General features: G+C 51.9%; 7 protein-coding genes and 1 pseudogene. 1 reads left to right on the top strand and 7 read right to left on the bottom strand.

Going from position 1 to position 13862, the window contains the following annotated elements; translation table 11 throughout:
* Positions 1-20: 20 nt before the first annotated feature.
* The 7 genes from AC1Z36_RS13065 to AC1Z36_RS13095 form a co-directional block, all read right to left on the bottom strand.
* On the bottom strand, positions 21-1028 hold the full coding sequence (locus tag AC1Z36_RS13065; protein WP_402734922.1) for an NYN domain-containing protein: 1008 nt from the start codon (positions 1026-1028) through the stop codon (positions 21-23).
* A 122-nt stretch (positions 1029-1150) separates the two neighbouring features.
* Positions 1151-2335: a non-hydrolyzing UDP-N-acetylglucosamine 2-epimerase gene (gene wecB / locus AC1Z36_RS13070; RefSeq protein WP_133834663.1), complete on the bottom strand. Its 1185-nt coding sequence runs from the start codon at positions 2333-2335 to the stop codon at positions 1151-1153.
* A gap of 27 nt (positions 2336-2362) precedes the next feature.
* On the bottom strand, positions 2363-3595 hold the full coding sequence (gene wecC, locus AC1Z36_RS13075) for a UDP-N-acetyl-D-mannosamine dehydrogenase (protein ID WP_133834664.1): 1233 nt from the start codon (positions 3593-3595) through the stop codon (positions 2363-2365).
* A 132-nt stretch (positions 3596-3727) separates the two neighbouring features.
* The gene (locus tag AC1Z36_RS13080; RefSeq protein WP_483561312.1) at positions 3728-5503 is read right to left on the bottom strand and encodes a glycosyltransferase family 4 protein; all 1776 of its coding nucleotides are present in this window, start codon (positions 5501-5503) and stop codon (positions 3728-3730) included.
* The gene (locus AC1Z36_RS13085) at positions 5484-6659 is read right to left on the bottom strand and encodes a glycosyltransferase family 4 protein (protein ID WP_400289343.1); all 1176 of its coding nucleotides are present in this window, start codon (positions 6657-6659) and stop codon (positions 5484-5486) included. The genes AC1Z36_RS13080 and AC1Z36_RS13085 overlap by 20 nt, the downstream gene beginning before the upstream one ends.
* A gap of 50 nt (positions 6660-6709) precedes the next feature.
* Positions 6710-8623, bottom strand: a complete 1914-nt coding sequence (locus AC1Z36_RS13090) for a glycosyltransferase family protein (RefSeq protein WP_402734924.1) — start codon at positions 8621-8623, stop codon at positions 6710-6712.
* A 109-nt stretch (positions 8624-8732) separates the two neighbouring features.
* On the bottom strand, positions 8733-13166 hold the full coding sequence (locus tag AC1Z36_RS13095) for a glycosyltransferase (protein ID WP_483561313.1): 4434 nt from the start codon (positions 13164-13166) through the stop codon (positions 8733-8735).
* Positions 13167-13540: 374 nt separating this feature from the next.
* Between AC1Z36_RS13095 and AC1Z36_RS13100 the strand changes: the two are divergent.
* A pseudogene (locus tag AC1Z36_RS13100) lies at positions 13541-13819 on the top strand (IS481-like element ISAar27 family transposase); the annotation flags it as partial.
* Between the last annotated feature and the right edge of the window lie 43 nt (positions 13820-13862).

Genomic DNA, 13862 nt, shown 5'->3' on the forward strand with positions numbered 1-13862 from the left:
TTCCAGATTGTACTGACTCGTCACATGATCTTGCCCAAATACTCCCAGAAGGCGCCACGAAGTGTGCGGCGGATGATCTGCTGATCAGTTTTCCATTCCCCAAGCACTTGAGCGCAATCCTTGAGCAAAGTCCTGTCAATTTCGGGTGGCAGCTGCGGCTTGTCAGCAATGAGTTCTACTACGTCAGACTGTGTCGTGAAGGCAAGCCAGGATTCAGCAACCTTTGCGCCGATCTCTTCTGCAACCTTCAACTCTTGTTGCTCATAAGCCGCGGAACCCTGATAGCCAGAAGATTCACCACCACTGGAGTAGATCACCACAGGTTCGGCTTCCGGTTCAACGGCTGGCCTGATAACTGGCTTCTGAGCCATGACGGCAGGAGTAGGAACCGATGGCTTCGCTGCTGGCTTTGCTTCTGTCTCCAAAGACGCACTAGCAATTAGAGACGTCTTTTCAGAATGATTCTTGTCCCATTCAAGAACCTTGGTGAATGCGCTATCCAATAGTTGATTCGGAACGATTTCAATGTAGTCAGCGGTCAAAGCCAGGTGTTCAGCCACCGAGGCTACTCCAAGACGGCTATCGGATTTCGCTACGCCTAGTAACACTACTTTCATGCCCAAGTCTTGCGCTTCTTCGACGGCCTCGGCGAGGTCGTCATCGCCGGAGACCAAGTAAGCAATTGATGCCGAGCCATTACGGGCAACCCCTACAAGGTCCAGCGCCAGTCTCAGGTCCACACCTTTTTGCTCGCCGTTATAAGAGATACGACCTAAGCGCACTTTAACGCCGGGTATCAAGCCAATCCGCTTATGCTGCTCAGTAAATAGCCCGTCTTTCGAGGCGTCATACCAATACACGCGGAGGTTATTAAGACCCGTATTCTTCTTTACGGTTTGCACGATCCCGCGTACCAGCGCCTCGTAATGGGTTGTAAAGGCTGATCTTAAGGTCGTTCCGGCGGCACGATGACCGCCTAGTGAGAGCAGAAATCCGGCATCAATAAATATTGCAGTTTGATTCATCATGATTCGATCGTACTGATAAAACTAGGCAAACCATATTGAAAGGGCCTGCATCGCATGACTCTTTCCGGTATAAACCAGAAAAGACCAGTTCAACTGGTGTTGAACTGGTCTTTTGAACGGAACTAGATGCTGGTTGCCCGCATCATGTCTTCTGGATCTGACAGACTGGAATCGAATTCCTCGATACGCGAACCTACGCCAAGCAATTCTGCAATTGCAGCGACGGTACGTACGGAAGCCCTGCCATCACCGTAAGGGTTTACAGCGTTAGCCATTTCGTTGTAAGCCGCTTCATCATGCAACAGCTCAGTGACCGATTCGAAGATGCGGTTTTCATCGGTGCCGATCAGGCGTACGGTACCCGCGGTAACAGCTTCAGGACGCTCGGTGTTCAGGCGCATGACCAGAACAGGCTTGCCGAGGCTTGGAGCTTCTTCCTGGACGCCACCGGAATCGGTCAAGACGACGGTCGAAGCATCAATGATGCGAGTGAATTCGCCGTAAGCCAGCGGCTCGGTCAAAGTCACGTTAGGCAGTCCATCGATTTCCGGAAGCAACGCTTCGCGAACCGCAGGGTTGCGATGCAACGGCAAGATGAATTCAACATCTGGTTCCGCCTTGGAGAGCTTTGCCAATGCACGGCCGATGCCGCGCATTGGTTCGCCTTGGTTCTCACGACGGTGCGTCGTCACCAGAACAATGCGTTTGTCAGAAGAAACCAATTCTTCCAACTTGGGATCCGAGAAAGGAACCTTCTTTTCGACAACAGTCAGCAGTGCGTCAATGACAGAGTTACCGGTGATAACGATGTCACTTCCCTTGAACGTTTCACGCTCAAGGTTACGCTTGCTCAACGACGTTGGAGCCAAATGCAGGCTGGCGATCTGGCTGGTCAGCTTGCGGTTAGCTTCCTCCGGGAATGGAGAGAAGATGTCATAGCTCCGAAGTCCAGCCTCAGCGTGAACCACTGGGATACCACGGTAGAAAGCAGCGATTGCGCCAGCCGTCGAAGTGGTGGTGTCGCCCTGGACCACTACAGCGTCAGGCTTTTCCTTTTCGAAAATCTCGTCAAGACCAGCAATGGTCTTAGTAAGCAGACCATTCAGGGTCTGGCGCGGCTGAATGACGTCCAAGTCATAGTCCGGCGTGATGCCAAAGAGCTCGTTGACCTGATCCAGCATTTCCCGGTGCTGTCCAGTTACGACAACAACGCATTCAAACTCGTCAGCTTCTTTCAAAGCCTTGACGATCGGCGCAACCTTGATGGCCTCAGGACGAGTGCCATAGATCGGCATGATCTTCTTCATAGATATATACCTTGTCAGCTTGGAGAACTAGCGCCAGAGACCGCGAGTGTCGATAACTTCCTTGCCGGCCAGCGCGGTTGCTGGTACGGACTTGAACTGGTCGTGGTCGACCAGCAAAGTAATTACACTTGCCGATTCTAGGGCTTCATCGGTTGCAACCAGCTTCAGGTTGGCGATGCCCGCAAGATTCTTAGGCAATTCTTCTACATGTGGCTCCACTGCAAGGAACTCGACGGTTGGGTTGGCTTCAGCCAACTTGCGAGCGATCGCAATCGATGGCGATTCACGCATGTCGTCAATGTTCGCTTTGAAAGCCAAACCCATGACCGCTACCTTGCCGTTGAAGGATGGGAGTTTGGTAGCTTCTACAACCTTGTCGATAACCCAGTTCGGCTTTGCATCGTTGGTGTTACGAGCCATGCGGATCAGCTTTGATTCTTCAGGAGCAGCCGAGACAATGAACCATGGATCAACTGCGATGCAGTGACCGCCAACACCTGGACCGGGCTGAAGAATGTTTACGCGTGGGTGGCGGTTGGCCAGGGAGATCAGTTCCCAAACGTCAATGCCCAGCTTGTCGGAGATGACCGACAATTCGTTAGCAAAGGCGATGTTCACGTCGCGGTACGAATTCTCGACCAGCTTTGCCATTTCAGCAGTCTTAGCATCGGTGGTGAGGATAGCTGCCTGGCAGAAGGTCTCGTAAAGAGCCTTGGCCTTCTCTGCAGCTTCTGGGGTGATACCGCCGACAATACGGTCATTGGTGACCAATTCTTCCATGACGTAGCCAGGAAGTACGCGCTCTGGGCAGTGTGCTACAAGCAGGCTGTCCTTGTTCAGGTCGGGACGCTTCTTCAGCAGGTAGTCGAAGAGGTGCTGGGTTGCACCTGGAGGCGAGGTCGACTCGAGGATAACCAGTTCGCCGCCCTTCAGCTTTGGAGCGATGCCCTCTGCTGCAGCCTCAATGTATGAAAGGTCAGCGGTGTAGTCATCGTTGAACGGCGTTGGCACAGCAACAATGTACGCTTCAGCTTCTGGAGTATCGAAGCTTGCAGACAAGGTACCTGCAGTCACCGCGGCGGAAACGAATTCGCCCAACGCCGGCTCTACGAACGGCACCTCGCCCTTGTTGACTGCCTCTACAGTTCGAGGAGTTACATCGACGCCTTTTACGGTGATGCCCTTCGAGGCAAGAATTGCAGCAGTTGGCAATCCGATGTAACCCAAACCGATTACGGCGACTTCTTTAATGTTGTTCACTAAAGTGACTTTCCTTCTGGTACGAGCGATGTTCCCTACGAAAGGGCCTGCAAGCTGATCTTGAAGCACAAGAAGTGCAAGATTAGCCCTATAAACCATATCCCATCACTGAGTTCAGCGACAGCCTCATTGTCACGGAGCTTTACTTATTACTTGCTCGTAAACTTGGACAACGCTAAGCGCGTTTTGCTCCCAAGTTCTATTGGCAAGCACGAATTCCCGCCCTGACTTGCCCATGCGTTCAGCTGCCCCTTGGTTTAAAATCAACTTTTCGATATTTTCGGCCCACTCAGCCACATCCCCCGCAAGTATCAAGTGACCGTTCTCACCGTCAGCGATCAGCTCCTGCAGGGCAGGAAGATCGGATGCCAAGACAGGTACGTTCGATGCCATTGCTTCAACTGGTTTGAGCGGAGTTACCGAGCGAGTGACAGCAGAGTCAATTCGTGGCACGACGAAAGCGTTCAACGCAGCATGATAGACATGCGACTGTTCCCGCGGAATGCGACCAGGAAAAACACAACGCGCGGCGATGCCTAGACTTTTGGCAAGACTGATCAGATTCTCGCGATCCGTACCATCGCCAACGATCAACAAACGTAACTCCTTGTGCTGCTTCGCAAGTTCAGCAACAGCACGGACAACTGTCGAAAGCCCCTCATAAGGGACCAAGCTGCTAACCGTCCCCACATAAAATGCTTCAGAATCGAGGTCCAGCTGCGCACGAGCTTGGACCCTGGGCACGGGTTCCTCTAGGAACTTTTCCCCTATCCCGTTCGGTAATATTGAAATCTTTGATTCATCAACGCCCGCGTCAATCAGGTTGCGTTTCATGGCATCGCCCAAGGTGAAGACATGATCGGCATGCCGAGCTACAAACGCTTCGCGTTCCACGAATAGTCGGTATCGTTCTGAATCTTTCGAGCGCTCGGGACGCGTAGAAAGCCACGTGTCTGCCAGCTGTCCGCGAACTTCATAAACCCACGGTATACCGGTCGCTTCTGCAACGGACTTAACCGCTAGAGCGTTAGAAAAATCTGTCGTCGTGTGAAGTACAGAAGGGGCCTCTTGAAGGACTCTGCTCAGTAGGTCTTCAGCTTGTTGCTGGATTCTTCCGGTGAAGTCATGCTTCGCTGGAAAAGGCAGGCAGCGCTGGTATTCGATACCAGAAACCACGTCAGCTTCTGAGACGGATAGTTTGCCGATATTCAAGGGATAATTCACACGGGTAAGTCCTTTGACTCCCCATCCTGCATCCCTTAATGACGCGAGAATTGAATGAGTTCGTTGTGCGTAACCGCTACCAGTGTGTGGCAACGAATTGGTAGCAACGTAAAGAACAGAACGAGTCGCGCTAGTCGATATACCGGCGGTACGGAGCGGAGAAAGACAGGGCTCTGCCCCCTTGAAGGATGCCAATTCTGATTCATAGTGACGAAGTTGACGGCCACTGCGATTCTGCTGCAACAGCTCAATGGCATCTGTCATCCAGCCCAATGACCACAATAGACGGGCCTTGGCACGTACGTGGGCGATGGAAGGTTTGCCCCTATTGAGTAATTCTTCTGCAAGTTCCCACTCATTGGAAGCAATGCAAAGGTTAGCCAGGAATACTGACTGCCTTGGGTTGCTGTCGGAGCTTAACCATTCTCTGCAGGCAGAGAGCAGGGCACTAGTGTCATCCTTCAGCATGGCCGAGAGCGCGCGTAGCCGAATGCTGGATTTATCACTCCCAAGAGTAATAATCAACGAGCGTAGAACCGGCTTGGACTTGAAGCGGCGAGCAACTTGGAGCGCAAAATAAGTAGGATCATCAGCAATGTTGGAAAGTACCAAATTACCGGTGTTGATTGCATTCGGAATGACTTTTAGATTCAAAAGTTCTGCTCTATCTCTTGGAGTACGCATCGACGACTGTGGCTAGTAGTTCGGCATATTCCCGCCCGGCTTGACGTAGCGATCCATGTTTCCTGACCCAGTCGGTCCCGCGACGATCGGTCCGCAAAATTCCAGGGTTCGCAACCAAGTTGTTAATGTAAGCGGCCAGGGAAGGTACATCTTGTTCAATCACAGTCCCAGCCTCGGAATCACGAATAATTTCCGCTGCTTCTCCTCTGACCAAACCGCTGATGTGCTGATTCAAGTAAAGAAGTTCATAGAGTTTCGAAGGCACTGTGTGATTAAAGCTCGGCCAGTCAGGACGCAGAGAAACTAGGCATGTATCTGCCCACGAGTAATTTTCCAGTACCTCCTGGCCGTAGACAGGGTCTCGGAAGTCAATATCAAGCCCAAGATCCATCGCTAGGCTCATCAATTTACTCTTTTCAGTACCCTGGCCAACAATGCGCAGACGTACAAATTCTGGTACGTACTCCATCGCTCGGATAACGGTCTCCAGACCCTGGCTCCGACCAATGTTCCCTAGATAGAGAATATGGAATTCGCCATCGATCTCGCGTTGAGAAACTGTAAGATCTTCGCGTTCGGTTTCAACGCCGTTGGTGATTGTGGCGACGTTCTTCACGCCATTTCGCTTCATCTTCCCCGCCAGGCCGTACGTCACCGTGACGAGCATATCGCTTTTATTCACAACGAAACTGATGATCTTCGAAATAGCTGGCTCGACCCAGCGGAACTTGATAACTTGTGATTCACTGAGCAAATCTGGCCAAGCATCCCGGAGGTCGACAACTAAGGGTACACCCCGTAAACGGCTGGCCACGAAGCCAACAATTAGCGTTGGAATTGCTGGGACAGTTGCGATAATAACGTCAGGCTTTTGCCCTCGGAATGCAGCAGGGACGCTCAGAACTGCATCAACGCCATGCTTCAATACTTTTCCGAGCATCGTTTTGGAACGACGCATTGATGGATAGTGTTGCAGCTTCAAATAATGATTATCAAGAAGACGACTTTGCCGTTTAGTTGCAATCCGATTTGATTTCGGGGTCACTACAGTAACTTCGTGCCCCAATTGCCCCAGTTCGTCGGCAATAATTGACCAGCGTCGCTGAGGTGGCGAGATCTCAGGCGTGAACGAGTGAGTCAGAAGCATAACTTTCATCTTCTTCACTCCCCTGATTTACCTCGTACTATTTGCACAATAAGACTTTCCTAGAAAAAGACATGTTTATCATTGCGTCCAAACCACTGAATACTACCAGTTGCAGTCAACTCCGCATCACTCAGATCCCAGGTATGCGCTAGCCCATCATTCCCGCGCATCTGGGTAAAGTTGAAACGGTCACTCGAATAAATGGTTCCTCCACGTTCAATGACGTCTTTTAGGAATCTTGTATCTTCGCCACGGTTACGTGTATCAAAGGGTGTCTCGCGGAAAACGTGCGCGCGGCCAAGCATCGTCGGACCCATCACGAGGTTTGTAAAGCGGTGCTCACGTTCGGCAAATCTCAGCAAAGTAGCATCTGAATCCGCGAGGTACATGTAATGCGCCTGCTTGCCTACTATCGAGGCGCCGCTGTATCGAAGCGCTGAAACTTGATCGAAGAGATAGTACTCCCCGTATAGGTCGTCATCATCCATTTTGGTGATGAAGTCGCCGTTGGCCATGGCCACCGCGGCGTTCAGGCAGTCACCCAAAGTATTTTCTTCACCCATCTCAAGCAGTTGGTAGTTCGCTACTCCAGCTGCTGATGCCATATCGGCCAGTTGTCCAGTGGCGGCCGAGAACTTATGAGCCACGAGGACGAGCTCAACTTCAACATCCTTCTGTTTCCCTACAGTCTCGAATATATGCTGAAGCTGGTGAGGCCTTATGGTCGAAACAATCGCACTTACCTTTGGAGTACAGGACATGGACATTGGCTGACCGTGAGCAGAACGGAGCCCAACGAATTGTTCAACCTGTTGAGCACGATGCGCATAAGTATGGTTCTTCCAGATCCTGCGCTGACCCATATGGACCATTCGCTGGCGAAGTTCTGGGCTCCGAACCAAGCTGCGAATCGAGTTAGATGCTTGTTCCCTGGTGGATACCTGAAGTACCTCTGAAGGCGTGAAGAAATTCTCTATCGCAGCGCTTGGAGCCGAAATCACAGGAGTGCCAGCGGCGGTGATCTCGAATATTCGACGGGCACACATGCTTGGCGAATCGACCACGGAGTTGACGTTCAGAAAAACGTTGTAGTTCTTGTACGCAGAAAGCATCTTGTCATAGTCGAGCGAGCCGACAACATTCTGGTCATACGGTGCCGGGAACTGGTACTTCGCGTCTCCGCCGTGCTGCCGGGAGAAAATGTCTAGCCCGCTAGTGAGCTTTGGCGAGATATCCATGGCTCCGCCAAGCACGATCTCCATCTGTTCTTGTCGTTCGGGGTACTTGTCCGCAAAATACATTCCGGCGAAAGCTACATCTCGGCGTTCTTGGCTAAGTGTCAGTACCGGATTATGGAACTTCGGCTGAGCTGCAAAGCTCAACGCTGCGACACGTTCATGGCCCAGTGCTTCATGGTATTCCGGAATTTTGCGGGAATCTGATGTGAAAACGACATCGAACAGCCTTGCAGAATCGAGGAAGTCGGCGAAGTGCGGTGGGTCTTCTTTATTCCAGAAAACTGCTGGAACAGATCGTTCTTTAAACGCTTCCACCATCTCGACAAACGCTGGTCGAGGTGCCGACGGACCGGTTAGGTGGTACTGCCAAGACTTGTTGTTTCCAGCCCAGGCCGACTCCACGAAGAGAAGATCAAATTCTCGTGTTTCAAGTTCATCCTGCCATGAGCTGGGGGTGATAAAGGTGCAGTTCCATTCAGGCGCCCAAGCTTTCGCGCTGAAATCATCAAGAATGACGGCAACGTTTAACTTTCCATCGTGGTCCTCTGAAGGTTCAAATTCTACCGGTGGGAATTGCAGTCCAAGCAATTTCTCAACATCTGTTCGCAAGTAGCGCTGCTGTCCCCCGATGCGCAAATCATAGTTGCGGCGCTGGTACCACTCCTGCAATTGCTGTGGACCACCCTGGCGAAGATGCCAAAGTGCTTTTCGGAAGTCCCCTAATGCAATTTTCACTTCTCAACTCACTTTATCTTCAATGCAGACTAGATCAATAATACAGTGAGGTGCATTCGGTGGCGATTGCCACTGAACGCACCTCACTAGAGAAAAGCACTAAAGAGCGCTAGTTAGCTTCAATTTCATTCATGATTCGAGCAAGCACATCGTTGGAATCGTAGTTCTTCACAGTGAACTCGCGTGCAGCTTCAACCTGCTCTGCCAGTTTCGCTTGATCCTGTACCTGACTGATCACGTATTGAGCTGCTGACGCAGTGTCTGCATGCAACCACTCATTCGGGTACAGCCATTCCGCTCCCGGCCAGGCCAGGCCTACCGGCAACGCACGAGATGCCGCTCCATCTGCAAGAGTGAAGTGGAAGGACTCGAAATCACTGGTGGATACGGCAACACCGATCTCCTGGTACCACTGGGCCATATTATCGCCTTGAGGATCGAAGACCACAGCACCGCGGAGTAGATCAGATTCTTCAATACGAGCATACTGCGCCTCGTAGAAGGCCATTTCTTCCTCGCGTGCAGCCATCCAGGGGTAATCTTCCGGTCGTTTGCCCTTGACGCGCAACGTAAAGCGGCTATCGATTGCACGCAACTTTTCCAGTAGATCAAGCACGAGGTCGAATCGCTTCATCTGCGGAACCATGCCGACGAAGCCCAATACAAATTGAGAATCATCGGACTTGGGAAGATCCAGCTTCCTGGTATCCACAGAGTTAGGAATGACCATCGTTTTTTCCTCAGGAATTCCGAACTTTTGAATCGCCATTCCTCGGATCAACTCGCTGACAAAGATCACCTTGTCAACCTTCTTGAAGTTCACCGATCGAGGGTAATCCGTGAATAGTTCCTGCGAGTGGAATCTGGTAACCAGTTTCTGCCCGGGCTTCAAATGCGTTGAATACCACGCCAAATTGCCAAGTGACCATTCGCAGAACACCGTGTCAGCATCTTCTAGAAGATCCTGGCTCTCTTCAACATTGTGCTGAGCGTGGCCGTCCCACTTATCGATCTTCAGGTTGTGCCCGTGTTCGGATATCCCGGCCATGATTGACCCGGCAAACTTCAGGTCATGTCCCGCGACTAGGATGTTCTGCGAGTCTTTGGACGCAGGATTGTCAATGAGCGTGCCGTCCGCTTCTTCGACGTCAAGTGGGCGTCGAAGGCATATGGTCTCTACGGCAGAATCTGCGATGTTGCTACTGCGCGTCAAGGTGGGCAGCTGCGCATCCACGTGCTCGCGCATCCAGAGCGGCAGGCCCTGCGTACCCACGTACTTGTCAGAGACCTGTACCGTTGCAGCTTGGCTATAGAACATGGCAGTTAGCATGTCTTCAAGAACCTGATGATCTTGGAGAATTTCTTCAGCGTTGGAGGCAATCACCTCTGCTTCACGAACTGCGTCATTGCTCATTACTGCAATTCCTGCAGTTCGCAGAATGTTTACTGCAGTATCATCGTCGCTGAACCCGGCAACGTATACCTGCATAGGTCGCACGCTAGCTGCTACAAGATCCCAAGCAATTTCTTCGGTTAACGTCTTCAGTTCAATGCCAAGTGATGGCAAAGTCGGGATATCAACTGCGAGACCAGCCATGCGAAGCGCCATGGCCAAACGATGGTGCGCCAGATGTTTGCGGAAGGTCACACGCAATGGCTCCCAAGCATCGGCCACGCGATCAGCTTCGGAGTTCATCCACAGTGTTGAAATCAGTTCCGATTCCCGGCGCGAACCGACCACAGGAACCGACCCATCAAACATCCAAGTAACGCCGAAGCTCTTGCCGCTAATTACCGGAGTACCACATGCCGCAAGCTCGAAAACTCGACGGGAGAACATAGTTGGCGAGGCATTCACCGAGTTAACGTTCACGTGCACCGGATGAGACTTGTAAGCCTCTACCATTTCTTCGTAAGTCAGACCGCCCTGGACATAGTCCTGCAATGCTGGTGGGAACTTGTATGGCGATTCAGGATTATCGGCTTGGCGATCATAGATGGTCAGCCCCTGGGGACGTGCTCCCTCGAGGATTGCGCGCAGTTCCTTCGAACGCTCCGCATAACGATCACCATAATAGGAGCCACCGTACGCCACAGTATGCGAGTAGGTGCGGGAAGATCCCATTGGATTGTGGATTTCCGCTTGCGCCCAGAAGGAAAGGCTGCCCAACGCCTTGAGATTTCCACCACGGTGATCCCAGTAGTCCCGCAAGCAGTTGGCGTCAGTAGTCAAAACAACGTCGAAGTACTTTGCGGTACGGCGGAATCGATTGAAGTGAACCGGGTCTTCCTTGTTCCAGAAGATTGTTGGGATGTTCTTGCTGCGGCAGTAGCCAATTAGCGCTACTAGATCCGCACATTGCTCATCATCGTAGTAACCGACCTTGCGGGTCCAAGTTCCATCATTGCCTGCCCACGCCGATTCTACGAAGAGCACATCGACCGGATTCGATGTCAAGGCTTCTCGCCAGTTCTCAGGAGTTGGCGACACCACATTAACTTCGCGGCTGATGGTTGAGGTCGTAAATTCGTCAGCGATAAGAGCCATACGAATCTCATTAAGCTTCTTGCCCGTTGGCCTACGGCTCTGGACAGTGGCAGCTTGGGCAACGAAAGTTTTTGCCACGATTGGCCATGTACGGTTCTCTACCGTCCACTTACGGGCACGACGCCCCATATCCTGCGCGGTCCTCGGATCATTAGCCAGGAGGGCGATCGATTCAGCCAAGGACTGCACATGATCCGCTTCGAAGAGCAAGCCTCGAGCACTATCGGCACCAAGCAACGTAGCAATTGGCGAAACGTTGGAACCGATCACCGGACGGCCTGCAGCCATTGCCTCAATAGGCTTCAATGGTGAAACTAGTTCTGTAACAATATTCGATTTTCGCGGGCAGACCACGGCGTCAAAAATTGCCAGGTAATCGTTGATTTGTTCATTCGGTACGCGCCCGGTGAAACGAATTCGCTCTTCCAAGCCCAATTCGGTCACTTGCCGCTTGAGCGCGGGTAAGACCAAGCCGTCGCCAACGATTAGTGCGCCAACGTGCGACAGAGATTCTGGTAGCTCGGCTACCGCGTTGATTAGTAGATCCAGCCCCTCGTAGTCCACAAGGCTGCCAGCATATCCAAGAAGGAACTCGCCCTTCTTTTTCTTGTCAACGACCTTCGATCGCTCAGCTGGGAGAGGGACGTACTGAAAAATGTTCGCAGCATTCGGCAAGATTTCAATCTTGTCTCTTTCTGCACCGCGCTTCACCAGTTCCTCACGGACTTCCTCCGTGATTGCGAAGGCGCGATCCGCTTCGTTCGCCACCAGAGTCTCAATGCGGCGTGCTAGTTCGAATCGTTCCGATTTATGCCAGGTTTCGTTACCAGCGGCTGCGGTAATTTCCCAAAGCCCACGTACTTCGTAGATGAACGGGATTCCAAGACGACGAGCTGCGATCAATGCTGGCAACGCCGTAATGTGATTGGACGCAGAAACGATCACTGAAGGTCGATTCATCATCGCTTCGCGAACATAGATATCCGCCGCGATCTGCACAAACTTATCCAGTGGATCGCTACGTAGTGACACACCCGGGTTAAAGTACGTATCGACGCCCTGGTACTCGCGAATCAGGCGCTTTTCTTTCGGCATCTTCTTGTTGACTTTGGAGTCCCAAGGGTAGCCAGGTCGCGCTGCAATGAAGAGATCCATGCCGGCTTCGGTGACGGCAGTGGTGAGACCAGTCGTACGCGTCGAATAACCGTTGCTGTTGTATTCGCCAGTGCTGTGCGCGCAATACATCACTTTATCCGGCTGCGGCATATAAGCAGGCGTAGAGGTCTTCGCCGGAACTACCGGCAAGGAATCGAATAGTCGGGCTTGTCCCAGAATCTGATCGTGCAAGGCTCCGAAGCTTGAAGGCGATTCCTCCTTCGCAGCAAGAGCAACTAACCCTTCTGACGGTTCAACAATCTCGCCCTGGTCGCGGTAACGGGCTATATATGCATCCGCTTCACGCTTAATAGCATCGATGAAGCTTTCTTCGATGCCGGTTCCGGCAGGACTGCCTGGCCGACTTACATTGTCGAAGTTGGAAATGCTTGGTGATGCCGCCAGGACTGGAACATTCTTTTGAATCTGGCGAGGAGCAACAGGCTTACGCGCAAAGGGGCTCTTCAAACCGCGTGCGGCTCTAACGACCGGATGGTTCTTTAGATTCTCATACGCCGTTTTGAATTTCTCGGCCCGGTCATGCTCATTCGCGAGTTGCGTCTTGAGAATCGATGCCTCACGGCTGAATTTCTGTCGTGCGTCCTTAGCGGCAGCAAGTTCTCGTTCGAGCCTTGCGATTAGACCATCTGACTTCACCTTGCGCGATCGCAGAGACTCGTTCTCCCGCGATAATTTCGATGATTGCGCACGGTACTTAGCCAAATCATCCAGTACCCTGGTCTCAAAGTCACCTTCAAGATTCAGATATTCCTGTCTAATGCTAAAAAGTTCGGCACGCGAACTCATTGCTTGAGCGGTCTTGCGATTCGATCGTTTCAACGAGGAAACTCCCTCAACTTTGTATTTTTATCCACAAGTAATTCTAGCGGTTCGATTGGAAGAGCTGAATTTTGACACAATCTAGCGAAAGAGTTTCCGCAAAGCCCTGCTCAACTCGTCGCGTTGTCGATAGAATTCACGTTCCACCCGTTTTTGGCGATGAGCCTGATCAGGAACTTCAATACTTTTTGGATTGATGGTCTGCAGAGTAGCGTTTGAAGGTACCTCTGTTCTGGCAACCGGGTGTGAAATCTCGTGACTTCGTGGACACCGAATCTCGTCACATCGTTGACAACCGATCTCATGACATTGTGGACAGAATGTCTCAATACATCGTGGACAGTTTCACGTGGGTAATCTGGCAGTTTCAATACATGAACAAGCCACTGCCACCGCGCGTACGCGCCATGATCATCAACTTCGATCCGGCCCAACCCGACGCTTTGACGATTAGTGAATTCTGCAAAACACAGAAGATCTCCCGCAGCATTTTCTACCGCATCTGTTCTCGTGCCTCCATCGAGTCCGCCTCCGCACTCCATCCACAGTCCAGAGCGCCCCACCATCCTGCCCGACGATACGGACCCGAGGTCGTCAACGAGCTGGTCCGCATCCGGAAACAGCTCAAGCGACCGAAGTCCTCGTACCTGCCCTTCGTCAAGTCAACGGCTGAGCTGTCATGATGTTGTGAGACAC

It is taken from the genome of Glutamicibacter sp. BS14 (genome assembly GCF_056934375.1).

What these genes read in the sequence shown, in the direction of transcription:
- AC1Z36_RS13080 (WP_483561312.1), bottom strand. Translation starts at nt 5,503, where the DNA reads ATGCGTACTCCAAGAGATAGAGCAGAACTTTTGAATCTAAAAGTCATT.
- AC1Z36_RS13085 (WP_400289343.1), bottom strand. Translation starts at nt 6,659, where the DNA reads ATGAAAGTTATGCTTCTGACTCACTCGTTCACGCCTGAGATCTCGCCA.
- wecB (WP_133834663.1), bottom strand. Translation starts at nt 2,335, where the DNA reads ATGAAGAAGATCATGCCGATCTATGGCACTCGTCCTGAGGCCATCAAG.
- AC1Z36_RS13065 (WP_402734922.1), bottom strand. Translation starts at nt 1,028, where the DNA reads ATGATGAATCAAACTGCAATATTTATTGATGCCGGATTTCTGCTCTCA.